Annotated in this window: 19 protein-coding genes; 14 read left to right on the forward strand and 5 right to left on the reverse strand. The window is 63.9% G+C overall.

Going from position 1 to position 16,187, the window contains the following annotated elements:
* Positions 1-5 precede the first annotated feature (5 nt).
* On the reverse strand, positions 6-794 hold the full coding sequence (gene flgG / locus JQ600_RS16480; RefSeq protein ID WP_192740248.1) for a flagellar basal-body rod protein FlgG: 789 nt from the start codon (positions 792-794) through the stop codon (positions 6-8).
* 17 nt (positions 795-811) lie between these two features.
* Entirely contained in the window at positions 812-1,576 is a 765-nt protein-coding gene (flgF, locus tag JQ600_RS16485; protein ID WP_212264284.1) for a flagellar basal-body rod protein FlgF, read from the reverse strand.
* A gap of 379 nt (positions 1,577-1,955) precedes the next feature.
* Between flgF and fliL the strand changes: the two genes are divergently transcribed.
* The 7 genes from fliL to JQ600_RS16520 all read left to right on the forward strand — a co-directional run bounded on the left by fliL (position 1,956) and on the right by JQ600_RS16520 (position 9,625).
* On the forward strand, positions 1,956-2,447 hold the full coding sequence (gene fliL, locus JQ600_RS16490; protein WP_212264285.1) for a flagellar basal body-associated protein FliL: 492 nt from the start codon (positions 1,956-1,958) through the stop codon (positions 2,445-2,447).
* Between the two features lie 19 nt (positions 2,448-2,466).
* Complete coding sequence (fliM, locus tag JQ600_RS16495) at positions 2,467-3,666, forward strand: flagellar motor switch protein FliM (protein WP_212264286.1); 1,200 nt, start codon at positions 2,467-2,469, stop codon at positions 3,664-3,666.
* Entirely contained in the window at positions 3,663-4,106 is a 444-nt protein-coding gene (locus JQ600_RS16500) for a DUF6468 domain-containing protein (protein WP_212264287.1), read from the forward strand. The genes fliM and JQ600_RS16500 overlap by 4 nt, the downstream gene beginning before the upstream one ends.
* Positions 4,103-4,909, forward strand: coding sequence for a MotE family protein (locus JQ600_RS16505; protein ID WP_212387266.1), 807 nt, complete (start codon positions 4,103-4,105; stop codon positions 4,907-4,909). The genes JQ600_RS16500 and JQ600_RS16505 overlap by 4 nt, the downstream gene beginning before the upstream one ends.
* A gap of 101 nt (positions 4,910-5,010) precedes the next feature.
* Positions 5,011-8,907 (forward strand): tetratricopeptide repeat protein, encoded by a 3,897-nt coding sequence (locus JQ600_RS16510; protein ID WP_212489982.1) that lies wholly within the window; start codon positions 5,011-5,013, stop codon positions 8,905-8,907.
* A gap of 92 nt (positions 8,908-8,999) precedes the next feature.
* The gene (locus JQ600_RS16515; protein ID WP_192740255.1) at positions 9,000-9,275 is read left to right on the forward strand and encodes a DUF1488 family protein; all 276 of its coding nucleotides are present in this window, start codon (positions 9,000-9,002) and stop codon (positions 9,273-9,275) included.
* 110 nt (positions 9,276-9,385) lie between these two features.
* Positions 9,386-9,625 carry a hypothetical protein gene (locus JQ600_RS16520; RefSeq protein ID WP_212387260.1) on the forward strand — a complete coding sequence of 80 codons (240 nt, stop codon included), beginning with the start codon at positions 9,386-9,388 and terminating at the stop codon, positions 9,623-9,625.
* A 24-nt stretch (positions 9,626-9,649) separates the two neighbouring features.
* Here the strand turns inward: JQ600_RS16520 and JQ600_RS16525 are convergent, their stop codons facing one another.
* On the reverse strand, positions 9,650-10,096 hold the full coding sequence (locus JQ600_RS16525; protein ID WP_212387258.1) for a GNAT family N-acetyltransferase: 447 nt from the start codon (positions 10,094-10,096) through the stop codon (positions 9,650-9,652).
* Positions 10,097-10,232: 136 nt separating this feature from the next.
* On the opposite strand from JQ600_RS16525, the gene JQ600_RS16530 reads away from it, so the two are divergent.
* Positions 10,233-10,403 carry a hypothetical protein gene (locus JQ600_RS16530; protein WP_212264292.1) on the forward strand — a complete coding sequence of 57 codons (171 nt, stop codon included), beginning with the start codon at positions 10,233-10,235 and terminating at the stop codon, positions 10,401-10,403.
* Here the strand turns inward: JQ600_RS16530 and fliP are convergent.
* Positions 10,391-11,143: a flagellar type III secretion system pore protein FliP gene (fliP, locus tag JQ600_RS16535; RefSeq protein ID WP_212387256.1), complete on the reverse strand. Its 753-nt coding sequence runs from the start codon at positions 11,141-11,143 to the stop codon at positions 10,391-10,393. The two genes, JQ600_RS16530 and fliP, sit on opposite strands and share 13 nt — an antisense overlap.
* Positions 11,140-12,060 carry a flagellar biosynthetic protein FliO gene (locus JQ600_RS16540; RefSeq protein WP_212489983.1) on the reverse strand — a complete coding sequence of 307 codons (921 nt, stop codon included), beginning with the start codon at positions 12,058-12,060 and terminating at the stop codon, positions 11,140-11,142. Before JQ600_RS16540 ends, fliP begins: the two co-directional genes overlap by 4 nt.
* 435 nt (positions 12,061-12,495) lie before the next feature.
* On the opposite strand from JQ600_RS16540, the gene flgB reads away from it, so the two are divergent.
* The 6 genes from flgB (at position 12,496) to flhB (ending at position 16,042) form a co-directional block, all read left to right on the forward strand.
* Positions 12,496-12,906, forward strand: coding sequence for a flagellar basal body rod protein FlgB (gene flgB / locus JQ600_RS16545; protein ID WP_212387252.1), 411 nt, complete (start codon positions 12,496-12,498; stop codon positions 12,904-12,906).
* 26 nt (positions 12,907-12,932) lie between these two features.
* Positions 12,933-13,361 (forward strand): flagellar basal body rod protein FlgC, encoded by a 429-nt coding sequence (gene flgC / locus JQ600_RS16550; RefSeq protein WP_212264295.1) that lies wholly within the window; start codon positions 12,933-12,935, stop codon positions 13,359-13,361.
* A gap of 17 nt (positions 13,362-13,378) precedes the next feature.
* Entirely contained in the window at positions 13,379-13,690 is a 312-nt protein-coding gene (fliE, locus tag JQ600_RS16555) for a flagellar hook-basal body complex protein FliE (protein ID WP_212387250.1), read from the forward strand.
* A 129-nt stretch (positions 13,691-13,819) separates the two neighbouring features.
* Positions 13,820-14,083, forward strand: coding sequence for a flagellar biosynthesis protein FliQ (gene fliQ / locus JQ600_RS16560; RefSeq protein WP_192740264.1), 264 nt, complete (start codon positions 13,820-13,822; stop codon positions 14,081-14,083).
* A 17-nt stretch (positions 14,084-14,100) separates the two neighbouring features.
* Complete coding sequence (gene fliR / locus JQ600_RS16565) at positions 14,101-14,871, forward strand: flagellar biosynthetic protein FliR (RefSeq protein ID WP_212387248.1); 771 nt, start codon at positions 14,101-14,103, stop codon at positions 14,869-14,871.
* A gap of 97 nt (positions 14,872-14,968) precedes the next feature.
* Positions 14,969-16,042, forward strand: a complete 1,074-nt coding sequence (gene flhB / locus JQ600_RS16570) for a flagellar biosynthesis protein FlhB (protein WP_212387246.1) — start codon at positions 14,969-14,971, stop codon at positions 16,040-16,042.
* Positions 16,043-16,187: the final 145 nt, after the last annotated feature.

The raw sequence follows: 16,187 nt of genomic DNA on the forward strand, positions 1-16,187 counted from the left end.
ATTCCTCAGCGGAACATGTTGGAGGTGGACTGCAGCATCTGGTCGGCGGCGCTGATCACCTTGGCGTTCATCTCGTAGGCGCGCTGCGCCGCGATCAGGTCGGAGATTTCGGTGACGACCTCGACATTGGCCTGTTCGAGGTTGGACTGCTGCATGTCGCCGAAACCGTCGGTGTTGGCGATGCCGTCCTGCGGCGGCCCCGAGGCCGGCGTGTCCGTGAACAGATTGTCGCCGATCGGGTTGAGGCCGGCCTTGTTGATGAAGCGGGTCAGGCCGATCTGGCCGACGGTCGACGGCGTGGTCGATCCGGGCAGCAATACCGACACCTGGCCCTGGGCGTTGATGGTGAGGCCGGAAGCGCTCTGCGGGATCGTGATGGTCGGCTGCACCGGGTTGCCCTGCGAGGTCACGACGCGGCCCTGCGCGTCCATCTGGAACGAACCGTCGCGGGTATAGGTGTAGGTGCCGTCAGGCATCTGGATCTTGAAGAAGCCTTCGCCGCGGACCGCGATGTCGAGCTCGTTGCCGGTCGGCAGCAGCGTGCCCTGGCTCATCAGGCGCGGCGTGCCGACGGTCTTGACGCCACCGCCGATATCGACGCCCACGGGCAGGATGGTGCCCTGATCGGACGCCTGCGCGCCGACCCGGCGCACATGGTCATAGATCAGGTCCTGGAACGCGGCGCGCTGCTTCTTGTAGCCGGTGGTGCGCATGTTCGCGATGTTGTTGGAGATCACCTGAACGTTGAGTTCCTGTGCCGCCATGCCGGTCGAGGCTGTGTAGAGTGCGCGCATCGATCAAAACTTTCAGGTTATGCCGGAACTTCGGCGAGTTTCTCGATTGCGGATTTGTGCAGATCGCTCTGCTGCTGCAGCAGCGCCGAGATCTGCGTGTAGGCGCGCGTGATCTCGATCATGCGGCTCATCTCGGTCACCGAATTGACGTTCGACTTTTCGATGAAGCCCTGACGAACCCTTGAAGTGGTGTCGATCTGGGCGACGACGCCCTGGCCCGCCGAATAAAGGTTGCTGCCTTCCTTCTCGAGCTGCTGGGCGTCGGCGAAAGAAACCAGTCGCAGCTTGCCGCGGACCGAGTCGATGCGGCCGGTGCCCTCGACCACGGTGATGCTGCCGTCGGCGGCGATGTTGATTTCCTTGTCGGTCGGCTGGAACACGATCGGGCCGGAGGTGCCGAGCACGGGATTGCCGCCGGCGGTGACCAGCTGGCCCAGATTGTTGATCTGCAGACCACCGTCGCGGGTGTAGCGCTCGCCGGCCGCGGTCTGCACCGCAAGGAAGGCCTTGCCGTCGATCGAGACGTCGAGCGGGTTCTTGGTGATTTCGGTATTGCCTGCCGCGAAATCCTTGAAGGTGGCGCGGTCCTGCACGAACGCGACTTGGCGGTCGGGGCGCTGGAAATTGTCTTCATGCGCGGGCGAGCGCAGAAATTGCTCGAACAACGACCGGTCGGCCTTGAAGCCGTTGGTGTTGACGTTGGCGACGTTGTTGGCGACGACATCCATCTGCCGTTCCAGCACCATCTGCCGCGATAGTCCGACGAGAAGCGTATTCTCCATCGGTGGTTCTCCCCTTCATCGATCCGCGTGCTGCTCTCCCAAGCCGCCCGCCGATCTCTCGAACCGCCCAGGCTCTCCCAAGCCCGTGGTCCGCCAAGTACTCAGCGAAAGCCGTGCCAGTTTGGAAAACGACGATTTTTAAAGGAGTTAGGCGTTTTGCCGGGGCGATTACGGACGGCAGAAAGGTCTTGTTGACCATGTTTGCCCGGCAACTTTTTCCTAGTTGAGGGCCAATGGAAAGGTTCCGTTAACCATTATTACCCTAGCGTTGCATTTGAAGAGAGCGCGTGTGCGCTGGCGGCTTTTGTATCGCGTCTGGGGCCTCGTACGGCCCGGCTGGTGGCAACCGTGTTCGTTCCCAATTGGATCGGGCGGGGCAATGGCGGACAACGAAGCAGAAGGTGCTGCCGAAGGCGCGGAAGCCGTCCCGGCTAAAAAGGGCAAGCTCAAGGTGATCATTGCCGCCGTCGGGTTCGTCGCCATCCTTGGCGCCGGCGCGGGCTGGTTCTTCCTGATGCGCGGCCACGGCGAGGAGAAGCACGCCGAGGCGCCGCCGCCGAAGCCGCCGTCCTTTGTCGAAGTCCCGGACATGATGGTCAATCTGGTCGGCGCCCCCGGCGAGCGCGTGCAATATCTCAAGGTCAAGGTCGTGCTCGAGTTCAAGGAAGAGAAGCAGCTCGAGGCGATCAAGCCGACGCTGCCGCGCGTCACCGATCTGTTCCAGACCTATCTGCGCGAACTGCGCCCCAGCGACATCAACGGCTCGGCCGGATTGTTTCGCCTCAAGGAGGAGCTGACCAAGCGCGTCAATATCGCGCTGGCGCCGCAACAGGTGAGCGCGGTGCTGTTCAAGGAAATCCTGGTCCAGTGACTCAGCAGGTCTCATAATCATGGCCAACGGTAAAGACCTCGACCAGGACGCAATTGCCGCCCAATGGGAGGCCTCGCTCGATTCCGAGGATCCTGCGGCGGCGGCGGAAGAAGCTGCGGCCAATGAACTCTCGGAGAGCATGGCCCTGCAATGGGCCGCGATGGTCGAGGACGGCAGCCGCGATTTCGGCAACAAGGCCGGCGGCGAGCGGGTTCTGTCGCAGGAAGAAATCGACAATCTGCTCGGCTTCACCGTCGGCGACGTCAATCTCGACGACAATTCCGGCATCCGCGCCATCATCGATTCGGCGATGGTGTCCTACGAGCGTCTGCCGATGCTCGAAATCGTGTTCGACCGCCTGGTGCGGCTGATGACCACGAGCTTGCGCAACTTCACCTCCGACAACGTAGAAGTCTCGCTCGATCGCATCACCTCGGTGCGGTTCGGCGACTACATGAACTCGATTCCGCTCCCCGCAGTGCTCAGCGTGTTCAAGGCCGAGGAGTGGGAAAACTTCGGCCTCGCGACCGTCGATTCAAGCCTGATCTATTCGATCATCGACGTGCTGCTCGGCGGCCGCCGCGGCCAGACTTCGCTGCGCATCGAAGGCCGCCCCTACACCACGATCGAAACCAATTTGGTCAAGCGGCTGGTCGAGGTCGTGCTGGCCGATGCCGAGCAGGCGTTCCGGCCGCTGTCGCCGGTGACGTTCTCGATCGACCGGCTGGAAACCAATCCGCGCTTCGCCGCGATCTCGCGGCCTGCCAACGCCGCGATCCTGGTGCGGCTGCGCATCGACATGGAAGACCGCGGCGGCAATATCGAACTGCTGCTGCCCTATGCGACCATCGAGCCGATCCGGCCGGTGCTGTTGCAGATGTTCATGGGCGAAAAGTTTGGCCGCGACCCGATCTGGGAAGGCCACTTTGCCACGGAGGTGGCGCAAGCCGAGATCTCCGTCGACGCCGTGCTGTATGAAGCCAACGTGCCGCTCAAGCAGCTGATGAAGCTGAAGGTCGGCGACACGCTGCCGCTGGAAATGAAAAAGGACGCGCTGGTGTCGGTCCGCTGCGGCAACGTCGTGCTGACCGAAGGCCGCATGGGCCGGGTCGGCGACCGCGTCGCCATCCGCGTCACCAAGCAGCTGCGCAAACCGAATACCACCTTCGCGATGTTCGAGAAGGCCGACGAGCAAACCAAGTTGATGGAGGCACAATGAGTCATTCCCTCGGAATTATCATCGAGAGTCTGGTGGCGGTGCTGCTGCTGCTGACGATCGGTTATTGCATCCTGCTCAACGCGCGCCTCAAGCGGCTGAAGGCGGACGAGCATTCGCTCAAGGCAACGATCGGCGAACTGATCACCGCCACCGAAATCGCCGAGCGTGCGATCGGCGGCCTCAAGCATACCGTTCGCGACGTCAATGAGCACCTCGGCAGCCAGCTGACCGCGGCCTCCCAGATGTCGACGCAGCTGAAGGGCATGCTGGCCGAGGGCGACGGCATCATCCGCCGCCTCTCGAAGATCGCCGTTGCAGCGCGGCCGCTGACGTCGGAGCCGGAACAAGCCGCCGCTCCCAAGGTATCGAGCGCAAGAGCAGTCGCGGCTGCCGCGGAAGCTTTCTCGGAACGCCGAAGGGCTAGTGGCCTCGCTGCATGAAATCGTTTCGCGACATACGTGTCATTCCGGTGGTGCTGGTCGCCGTCTTCGGCCTTGCGGTGCTGAAGGTGGCCGGCCTCGTCATCGACGGAGGATACGTATTCGACTATCAGCCGCAGCCGGCCAAGAAGTCGTGGGCGCAGGATACTTTCAATTTCCCGGGCGGCGGCTCCAAGGCGGCGTCCAAGATCGCCTCCAAGCCTGAACCCGACGACATCACAGGCTCGGTGCCCAAGCCCAAGGAGGAGGCGCCGAAGCCGGCGGCCCCCGCTGCCGCCGATCCGCCGCCGCAACAAAGCGGCACGGTGATCTTTCCTGAACCCAACCAGCAGTCGGTATCGCCGTCGGAGCGCGCCATTCTCGAGCGGCTGCAGGCGCGGCGGCAGGAACTGGAGCAGCGCGCGCGAGAGATCGAGATCCGCGAGAGCCTGTTGAAATCGGCCGAGAAGCGCATCGAGGGGCGGGTCGAGGAGATGAAGGCCACCGAGGCGCGGATCACGACCGCGACCGGGCAGAAGGCCGAAACCGAAGCCGCGCGCTTCAAGGGCATCATCACGATGTATGAGGGCATGAAGCCAAAGGACGCCGCCAAGGTGTTCGACCGGCTCGAAATGTCCGTTCTGTACGAAATCGCTTCCCAGATCGCGCCGCGCAAGATGTCCGACATTCTCGGCCTGATGCAGCCGGAGGCGGCCGAGCGGCTGACCGTGGAACTGGCGCGTCGCGCCGGACCCGACAAATCCGCCTCGACGGCCGAATTGCCCAAAATTGAGGGCAAGATGCTGTCGCAAAAGCCCAATTGACGGGGATATTTAACAATACCTTAAGCCGGCCAATTCAAGATTCAGCCGCGAAGGCGACGGCGCCTCGCTGCTGCAATCGTTGAGGCCAAGAGACATCCTGGATGGGGCAAAGGGCTGCCGCTGGAATTGGGTCGCAAGGCCGCGCATTGGCGCGGATGGCCCGGCGCTGCCTTGATGTAACCCTTAACCGATCTCTTAACCGATCTCTTGGGCTCCGTTCGCCACTTGCCATCCTGCTGGTACTCGCCGGCTTGACGGCGGCCTGGCCGTGCCGGGCGCAGGACCTGGTCAAGGGCGAAGCAACGTTCACGGCGTCCGGCGGCTATGCGCGGCTGGTGCTGAAGCTTGCCGAGGACGTCGAGTCCGACGTCATCACGGCCGGCTCGATCATCGTGATCCGCTTCAAGCGTCCGGTGGACATTCCCGTCGACAAACTGAGCGACGCCGTGCCCGATTATGTCGGCTCAGCCCGGCGCGACCCTGATGGTTCGGCGATCCGGCTGTCGCTGGCGCGGCGGGCGACGATCAACACCATGACGGCCGGCGAGCGGATCTTCGTCGACTTCCTGCCCGACAGCTGGACCGGCCCGCCGCCCACGCTGCCGGCCGACGTCATTCGCGAACTGGCCGCGCGGGCCCGCGCCGCCGAACGCGCGCTGCGCGCCCAGCTTGCGGTTGCCGCGGCCAAGAAGAAGCCGCCGGTGCGCGTCCGCGCCTCGGTGCAGCCGACCTTTGTCCGCTTCGTCTTTGAAATGCCCAACGGGGTCAACGTTTCTTCGGTGCTGAACGAGCAGAAGCTGACGCTGCAGTTCAACGGCGTGCTGGCGTTCGATCTGGCCGACGCCAAGGTGGCGGCGCCGCCGAATATCGCCTCGATCACGCAGCGGACCGATGGCGATGCCTCCGCGGTCGATATCGTGTTGATCGGCGAAGTCGACGTGCATTCCTTCCGCGAAGAGAAGAACTACGTCATCGACGTCGCCTTCCAGCAGGTCGACAAGCCGGCGGCGGAACAGGCGCAAGCCCCGGCTGCCGCGAATACCCCGGCTGTAGCGCATGCCCCGACGGCCAGGTCGGGGGTCGCAGCGCAGATCGCCGCTGCCCAGGCGATCGCCCACAGCAAGCCGCTGAACGATTCGATCCCGCCGCAGCATCTCCCGCAACTGCCGCCGGTTACGTCGGAGGCAATCGCCGAGCAGGCCAAAATCGAGATCAAGCCCGGCGAACCGCAGCAGGCGCCGCCCGCAATGGAAACAGCGCCGCCAGCCCCCGCAACAACGCCGGGCGCGATGCCGGTCGTCGAGCAGGCTGCTCCTGCAGCGGAGAAGCCGGCGCCGCAGGCTGCAGCGCCCACACCCGCCGTGGAAAAGTTGCCGGCTGTACCTCAGAAGCCGGCGCTTGCGGCCGAGAAGACGGCGCCAGCGGAGACGCCGAAAGCCGCACAGCCTCCGGAAGCAAAGCCGGCCGCCGCGATCGAGACGCCAAAACCCGCAGCACCGAAGAAGGCCGCTTCTGCTGCCGTTGAGGCGCCGAAGAAAGCCGAACCACCGGCGGCTGCCGTCGAGGCGAGGCGGGACAGCGACGGCCTGCGCGTGATGTTCTCCTTTGCCGCGCCGACGCCTGCGGCCATGTTCCGCCGCGCCGACACGGTGTGGCTGGTGTTCGACCAGACCGGGCCGATCGATGTCGAGCAGATCCGCGCCAAGGGCGGCGCAATCATCGGCGACGTCAGCCGGCTGCCGCTGGAAAAAGGCCAGGCCATCCGCATTCGTCTCAACCGGCCGCAGATGCCGTCGCTTGAAAGCGATGGCCGCGCCAACGGCATGATCTGGACGCTGACATTTGCCGATCGTGTGCAAGCGCCACCATTGCCGCTGCAGGTGTTGCGCAACATCACCGATCCGGCGCTGGCCAACGTCACCGTGCCGCTGGCGAACCCCGGCCTCATGCATCGGCTGGTCGACCCCGACGCCGGCGACACGCTGCTGGTGGTCACCGCGCCGCCGCCGACCCGCGGCTTCATCAAGCGGCAGGACTTCGTCGAGCTGTCGCTGCTGGAATCCGTCCACGGCGTCGTCGTTCATCCCAATTCCGACGATATCACCGCCGAGGTCGGATCCGACAAGGTCATGCTCGGCCGGCCGGGCGGGCTGACGCTGTCGTCGGCCGACGTCTCTGCCGAACGCGCCACCGCGGCGGTGCGGTCGTTGTTTGACGCCAAGGAATGGCGCAAGAACCGCGAGGAGAATTTTCTGGGCCGGCTGGATGCGCTGATCAAGGCGGCGGCCGCGGCCGGCGATGACGGGCTGGCGCAAGCCCGGCTCGACCTTGCCAATTTCTATATGGCGCGGGGGATGTTTCAGGAAGCGAGGGGAGTGACCAATCTCATCCTCTCTGAATCCAAGGCTGGAAGTGAAGACGCTGGCGTCGTCATGGTCAATGCGGTCGCCAGCATCCTGATCGGCCATCCCGAGCGGGGACTGAAGGGCCTGGCCAGTCCGGTGATCGGCAACGGCTATGACTCCCAATTGTGGAAGGCGCTCGCCTTTGCCCGCCAGGGCAAATGGGCTGACGCCCGCGAGAAGTTCAAGAACGCCGAATTCTCGATCGCGGCCTTGCCGCTGGAAATGCAGCGCATCGTGACCGCGGATGCGATGCGGGCGTCGCTCGAGGTGAAGGACTATGCCGGAGCCTCGCGCCGCCGCAGCGAACTCGAGGTCGTCGGCGTGCCGAAGGAAATGAAGCCGGAGATCGCGGTGTTGCGCGGACGGCTGGCCGAGGCGCTCGGCCACGACAAGGACGCACTCGACGCCTACCGGTTCGCCGCCAATTCGTCCGATCGGCCCGCCGCGGCCGAAGCCAAGCTGCTGGAGGTCTTGCTCCGCCAGCGGCGCGGCCAGCTCGGGCAAGCCGAGGTGCTGCGCGAACTGGAAACGCTGTCGGCGATCTGGCGTGGCGACGCGATCGAGTTGAAGACCCTTGCTGTACTGTCGCAGCTATATGCTGACGCGGGCCGCTACGAGGAATCGCTCGCGGCGGCCAAGACCGCGACCCGGCTGCAGCCGAATTCCGAACTGGCGCGGCAGGGCCAGGACGCCGCGTCCGCGCTGTTTGCGCAGCTCTTTCTCAGCCCCAAGGGCGAGGACATGAAGCCGATCGATGCGCTCGGCATGTTCTACGAATATCGCGAACTGACGCCGATCGGCCGCCGCGGCGACGAGATGATCCGCCGTCTGGCGGACCGCCTGGTGGCGGTCGACCTGCTCGATCAGGCCGCCGAGCTGCTGCAGTATCAGATCGACAAACGGCTGGAGGGCGCCGCGCGCGCGCAGGTGGCGGCGCGCCTTGCCATGGTCTATCTGACCAACCGCAAGCCGGATCGCGCTGTCGCGGCGCTGCGCACCACGCGCATCGCCGATCTCTCCGGTGAGTTGCGCCAGCAGCGCCTGTTGCTGGAGGCGCGCGCGCAAAGCGACGTCGGACGCCATGATCTCGCGCTCGACATCATCTCCAACATCACCGGACGCGAGGCGATCCGCCTGCGTTCCGACATCTACTGGGCGTCACGGCAGTGGCGCGAGGCCTCCGAACAGATCGAATTGTACTATGCCGATCGCTGGCGCGACTTCAAACCGCTGAACGCGGTGGAGAAGGGCGACGTGATCCGCGCTGTCGTCGGATATGCGCTCGCCGAGGACGCCATTGGACTGTCGCGCTTTCGCGAGAAATATGCGCCGCTGATGCTGGGCGATACCGACCGGATGGCGTTCGATATCGCAAGCAAGCCGGCCGCTGCCTCAAGTGCCGAATTTGTCTCGATCGCCAAGATGGCGGCAGGCGTCGACACGCTCGATGGCTTTATCCGGGAAATGAAGGTCCGCTTCCCCGACGCCACCGCGCGCGCGCCGATTTCGCCCGAAATGGCCAGGGGCGAGCCGGTCCACACCGGTTCGCTGCCCGCGATATCAGGACACAAAACCGCCGGAGCGGCAAAATAGTAGTTCAGGCAACCCCCGGCGGGGTTTGCGCGCCAGCGTTTCGTCGGTTAAGCGAAATCCACACATCAAGCCGTATGGAAGTTTGTCGTTCGATGCCGCTGACCCGGGGCCGAATTGTAGGACACGACAACGAACGATTGGCGTTCAAGTTCACCATGCAAAATGGGGACGAGCCGATCGAATGCCAGATCAGTGACGCCGCCATGGACGAGCTTGCAGGCGTCAAGGGAACCGAGAGCCTGGCAAGACAGGCGCAGTTTTTGGCGTTGCGAGATGCCGTCGAGCGCATCGCCTCCGACATGTTCGACGCGGCGCCGGCCGTGAAGGGCTATGTCGTCAGAATATTCACCAAGCACATCCCGAAATAGCGGCCGGCGCGGCAAGGTATCGCGCCGCGGTCTCGTCCCCTCGACAGACGGCTTCCGAACCGGCAACCTGCGCGCACAAAATCAAAGACGCCACCGGGGGAACTATCGCCATGAGCAAGCCAGCCAAGACCGAAGCCGAACTCATTGCGATGGCAAGGGCCGAGTTGAAGGTCCATAACGATTGCCCCGATGGAATGGTGATCTCCGTGCTCCGCGACGGCGACTCTTGGGAGTTTCGCGTCAGTGCCGAACAGGCGACGATCGACAAGCCGGGCTATCCCGAATGCGTCGCGATGCTGGTGCAGATCGGCGACCACCTCTGCAAGCAGTATGATTTCAAGGGTGAGTAGACCGCGAGGAGTTGCGCGCCTTTCCTATTTCGCAGGATTGCGCACAGCGTAGGCGGTACGAAGTCCCGGCACGAAGCCGCAAGCCTCGTAAAACCGATGCACACGCGGATCGGCCCGGCCGCTTTGCATCAGTACCTGATAGCAATCCTGCTTCCACGCCTCGGCAAGGGCTGCCGCGATCACCGCGCGGCCGTGGCCGCGTCCCTGGAAGTCGGGATGGGTGGCGACGTTCTCGAGAATGCCGAACTGACGACCGCCGCGCAGAAGATTGGGCGTGGTGATGAGCGTGCAGGTTGAAACGATTCTGCTGCTTTCGTCCGATACAAAGATCATTACTCCTTCGCGGGCGAGGATCTGCGCCCAAATTATTCTAGCTCGTTCTGGTTCGGCACTCCGGCTGACGTCGGACTCGGCAAACAGCGCCAGCAGCGCGTCGAGATCGCTGGCATTTACCAGTCGCGCACTTGTCATCCGTGAGCTCCTTGATTGAAACCGTTTCGATCCCAAATCGTAGCTTCCCAAGCAGCCAAGTAGTACGAGAGACGGACTAATTTTTATGCATCCCAGGAATACACACCGAACGCTGGTTCCGGTCGCGATAGCTGTCGTGGTCGCGATCATCGGCACCGCGTTTTTCGCGGTGGAATTGCGGACCAAAGACGTGGTCGCGGACAACGGTATCAGTATGATCACGACGGCTGTCGTCGAGAAGGCCGGCGCGACCGCGTATCCGACCGTCCGTGACACCGGCGCGGATCAAATCAGCTACGTCCCGTAACTCTGCACCAGGCTTCCCGCCACCAGCGACCAGCCGTCGACCAGCACGAAGAAGATCAGCTTGAACGGAAGTGACACCACGACCGGCGGCAGCATCATCATGCCCATCGACATCAGAACCGACGCCACCACGAGGTCGATGATCAGGAAGGGCAGAAACAACAGGAAGCCGATCTCGAAGGCGCGCTTCAGCTCGGAGATCATGAAGGCCGGCACCAGAATCCGCAGCGACATCTCTTCCGGCGTCGCCGGCGGCGGCTCGCGCGACATGTCGAGGAACAGCTTGAGGTCCTTCTCGCGGACGTTCTTCATCATGAAGCCGCGCAGCGGCACGGACGCCCTTTGCAGCGCGTCCTCGACGCCGATCTGGTTGGCGACCAAAGGCTTGATGCCGTCGTCATAGGATTTTTGCAGCACCGGCCCCATCACGAACGCGGTCAGGAACATTGCGAGCGCAATGATCACGGAGTTCGGCGGTGCGGTCGCGGTGCCGAGCGCGGTGCGCAGCAGCGACAGCACCACCACGATCCGGGTGAACGACGTCATCATGATCAGGATCGACGGCGCGATCGAGAGGATCGTCAGCAGCGCGATCAGCTGGATCGCGCGTTCGGTGACGCCGCCACCGCCCTGGCCTAGATTGATGCTGATGTCCTGCGCCAGCACCGGATCGGCGAGCGATCCGGCGGCTATCAGTGTGACAAAAAATAAAACTCTACGCGGGGCTTTCGCCGATCTCACGAAGGAGACTTCGGGCGGCCCAGCAATGAGGCCATCTCGTCTTCGAGATTCTCAAACCCGCTTTTCTGCGGCGCGGGCGCGGGGGGCGGGGCGGGCGTCTCGCTGCGCGAGGGGCGGGCAGGCGGCGGCTCCGGCGCGACCGGCGGCGCGATCGGGGCATCGGCCGGCCGGCGCAAGGCAGCTTCGAGCCGCTGCGCCATCTCGGCGAGATTCTGGTCGGCGGACTGCGGCGGAGGCGCAGGCGGCGGGGGTGGCGGCGGCGGTGCTGCGGCACGCTCGGGCGCACGGACCGGCGGCGGCGCCTTCGGCGGCTCCATCTGGCGCTGCGGCCGCGGCATCAAGGGTTCATTGCGCGCCATGCGCGGCGGGACCGGATCGGGACGCGGTTCCGGCCGGCCGCCCATCGGCTCCGGCGCGAAGCTTGCCAGTGGATCGGTGCGGCGCTCGGCCATCGGCGGCGGCGCCGGGCGGCGGAGTTCGTCGGCGAAAGCGGGCCGTGCCGGGCGCGGCGGCGGCTCGGGCATTTGCGGCTCGGCGTGATCGAACGGGTCGCGCGCGCTCTCGTCGTTCCAGCCGGCATCCGGCAGCGGGGCGATACGCGGCGGCTGCTCGCCAGTGACCGCAGGCCGCGGCGCCATCTGCTCACGGCCCGGCATGGCACGGACGATATTGGGTTCCACCACGATGTCGCTGGGGCCGCCGATCATCAGGAGATGCTCGACATTGTCGCGCCGGACCAGCACCAGGCGCCGGCGGCCGTCCACCGCGGCGGCGTCGATCACGGCCAGCCGCGGCATCCGCCCGCGATTCGGGTTGGCACCAAGGCGGTTGGTGGCGAAGCGCCGCACCAGCCATGCGGCAACGCCGATCAGCGCCAGCACGGCGATGAATGCGAAGATGAAATATGCTGTCTGCATTCTCTAGTCCCCGGCCTCAGGCCGTTCTCACATGCTTGCTTCGAGGTGCGCGGACCTGATCTTCCAAGTTGAACATGATTCTTCCGGATTCATGTTCCGAAACGATATTCATGTTCCGAAGCGATCCGTCGACCGGCGAATCACGCCCGAGATGAGCCCTATTCCTTAGTTCCCCACGGCAAACGCTGCCGCCCATTAATTAATAGACCAAGAATCGCTTGATCCAAAACGACTTCTGAGCGCCCCCGGCCGCGTTGGCCGTTGCTGGTTAACGCAGGTTTCGTGGCGAAAATGCGCTCTTTTGGGCGCCGGCCCCCGTGCAAGCGCGTTGTCCACGGCCTGATTCTGCGGATTTTAACCAGCCGTTAACCATACACCGGGCAAATTCTGCCTACCTCGCGGCGCCTGCCAGAGGTTAACGAGGACCCGCTCGCGATGGCCATCAACGATCTTCCGATCCTGTCGGCGCTGCGCACCAAGATGCAGTGGCATCAGGAGCGCCAGCGGGTACTCGCCGAAAACATTTCCAACGCCAACACCCCGAACTTCAAGCCGCGCGACCTGGTGGAACCGAAATTCGACAAGAAGGGTTCCACCGTCGGCGGAGGGTTCGGATCGATGGCGATGATGCGCACCAGCGCGAGCCATATCGGCGTGTCCGGCGGCGCCCAGACCTTCGACGGCGATGGCGGCAAGAGCGGTTTCCTGACCCGACCGGCCGGCAACGCCGTCAACCTGGAAGACCAGATGATGCGGGTCTCCGCCAACCAGATGGACTATGCGGCGGCCACCTCGCTCTACACCCGCAGCCTCGGACTTCTCAAAACCGCGATCGGAAAGCGCTGACGCGCCGCATTTAGGGGAACCGGATCATGGCAGATGATGGTGGAAGCGACTTCGCCCGCTCGATGAGCATTGCGACCTCGGGCCTGCGCGCGCAGGCCGGGCGGATGCGGGTGATCTCGGAAAACATCGCGAACGTGGATTCCACCGCGCCGACTTCCGCCGGCGATCCCTATCGCCGCAAGGTGCCGACCTTCTCCTCGGCGCTCGACCGCACGATCGATGCCAAAGTGGTGACGCTCGGCAAGGTGCGCACCGACCAGTCGGCGTTCCGCATCAAGCACGAGCCGAGCAACCCGGCGGCGGACGCCGCCGGCAACGTCAAATACCCCAACGTCAACCCGCTGGTCGAAATGACCGACATGCGCGAAGCCCAGCGGTCCTATGAGGCCAACCTCAACATCATCAGCGCCACGCGCCGGATGATTCAACGCACGCTCGACATCCTCAAGGCCTGAAACAGGAATCATAGACCATGGCTTCACCGACCGTTGCTGCAAACGCCTACGCCGCGCTCTCGCGCATCATGGAGACCGGCGGCGCCGAGAAGGGCGGCCAGACTTCGGGCGGCCCGTCCTTCGGCGCGCTGCTCAAGGATGCCGTCGGCAGCGTGATGGAAGCCGGCAAGAAGTCGGACACCCAGACCATCGCGATGACCTCGGGCAAGGCCAACGTCATGGACGTGGTGACGGCGGTGGCCGAGACCGACGTCGCGGTCTCGACGCTGGTGTCGGTACGCGACCGGGTGATCCAGTCCTACGAAGACATCATGAAGATGCCGATTTGACCGCGAAAGCGGTCATCCCGGGGCGCGCGTAAGCGCGAACCTGGGATCTCGAGATTCCGGGTCTGGTCCTTCGGACCATCGCGGAATGACGAAGGCAATTGTGCAGGCGGGATAGAAACGAGACAAAAAATGACCGGTGCTGAAACCCTCGACGTGGCGCGCGATGCGATCTGGACCATCGTGGTGGTGTCGTCGCCCCTGATGGTGGTCGGTCTCGTGGTCGGCGTCGTGGTGTCGCTGTTCCAGGCGCTGACGCAGATCCAGGAGCAGACGCTGATCTTCGTGCCGAAGATCCTGGCGATCTTCGTGACACTATTGCTGGCGTTGCCGTTCATGGCGGATTCGCTGCAGGGCTACATGATGCGGATATCGTCGCGAATCATAGGCGGATGATGCACTGTGGTTGAGCCATGCGCATCGATGTCTCGTTCCTGCCGGCCCTTGCCGCCACCTTCATGCTGGTGTTCGCCCGCGTGGGGGCGATGGTGATGCTGTTGCCGGGATTTGGCGAGAGCAACATCCCGGTCCGGATCAAGCTCGCGATCGCGCTGTTGTTGACGCTGATCATCCTGCCGCTGCACCGCGCCGCCTATCAGGTCGATTTGACCTCGATGAGCGCGATGGGCGTCCTGATGGTGCACGAGATCGTCATCGGCGTGGTGCTCGGCGCCACCGCGCGGGTGACGCTGTCGGCGCTGGCGGTCGCAGGATCGGTGATCGCCCAGCAGCTCGGCCTCGGCTTCGTCACGGCTGTCGATCCGACCCAGGGCCAGCAGGGCCTTCTGATCGGCAACTTCCTCTCCATCCTCGGCATCACGCTGTTGTTCGCCACCGACACCCATCACCTGGTCATTGCAGCGCTCAACGAGAGCTACCGGATCTTCTCGCCGGGCGAGACGATGCCGACCGGCGATGTCGCGGCGCTTGCGACCCGGGCTTTCGCCGCCGCCTTCAAGATCGGCCTGCAATTGTCGGCGCCGTTTTTGGTGTTCGGCATCGTCTTCAACATGGGGCTCGGCATTCTGGCGCGGCTGATGCCGGCGATGCAGGTCTATTTCGTCGGCGTGCCGCTATCGATCCTGATCGGCTTCTTGATCTTCGCCGGCGTCCTCACGGCGATGATGGGCACCTATCTGAACTACTTCACCGGCGTCATGCACGAGCTCACACCTCTTAGATAGAGCATGATCCGGAAAAGTGGGCACCGGTTTTCCCTCGCGACAAACGCGAAGCGTTTGCGCGGAGATCATGCTCAAATAAAAAAGCCAAGGCACCGCGATGGCCGACGATAGCGACGATAAAACAGAAGACCCTACGCAAAAGCGCCTCGACGACGCGCATGCGAAGGGCGACGTTGCCAAGAGCCAGGAGGTCAACACCTGGTTCGTGATCGCGGGCGCGACGCTTGTTTTGTCGACCTTCTCGGGCTCGATCGGCGGCGGCATCCTGATGCCGCTGCGCAATTTGATCGCCAATGCCGGCACGCTGCGCGCCGACGGCTCGGCGCTGCTGCAGCTCGGCAATACGCTCGGCATTGCCGTGCTGGCGGCGATCGGCGTGCCGCTGTTGATGCTGATGCTATCGGCCATCGCCGGCAACATGATCCAGCACCGGCTGGTGTGGTCGTCGGAATCGCTCACGCCCAAATTCAGCAAGGTGTCGCCCGGCGCCGGCTTCAAGCGCATCTTCGGCAAGCAGGCGCTGGCGAATTTCCTCAAGGGCGTGTTCAAGCTGGTCGCGCTCGGCGCCGTCATGATGGCGGTGCTGTGGCCGGAGCGCCACCGGCTGGAATCGTTCCTGGCCTTCGACCCGACGGCGATCATGGGCGTCACCACCAGTCTGACGCTGCATCTGATGGGCGCGGTGGTGGCGATGCTGGCCGCCGTGGCGATCGCGGACTACTTCTTCCAGTACCGGCAGTGGTTCGAGCGGCAGAAGATGTCGCTGCAGGAGATCAAGGACGAGTTCAAACAGTCCGAAGGCGACCCCCACATCAAGGCCAAGATCCGGCAGTTGCGCCAGGCCAACATGAAGAAGCGGATGATGACCGATGTGCCCAAGGCCAGCGTGATCATCACCAACCCGACCCACTATTCGGTGGCGCTGTCCTACGACCGCGGCATGTCGGCGCCGGTCTGCGTCGCCAAGGGCGTCGACAATATCGCGTTCAAGATCAGGGAGATCGCCAAGAAACACGACATTCCGATCGTCGAGAACGTGCCGCTGGCGCGCGCGCTCTATGCCACCGTCGATGTCGACGAGGAAATCCCGGTCGAGCACTATCATGCGGTTGCCGAAATCATCGGCTTCGTCATGGGGTTGAAGCGCGACGCTGCCGGCCGGCGCAACTGACGGATGGGTCGGAAATTGCCTTGAAATGCGTTGGATAAAGCCCTGGACGAAATTTTTTACGTGTTTTCTTCACTCGAACCGGTGCTCATTTCGCTTGAAACCGCTATTGATGCCAATTAGCCGCCTGATGGACTTGCGCTTGCCG

It is taken from the genome of Bradyrhizobium sp. AUGA SZCCT0176, assembly GCF_018130145.1.
In the GTDB taxonomy this organism is placed as follows: domain Bacteria; phylum Pseudomonadota; class Alphaproteobacteria; order Rhizobiales; family Xanthobacteraceae; genus Bradyrhizobium.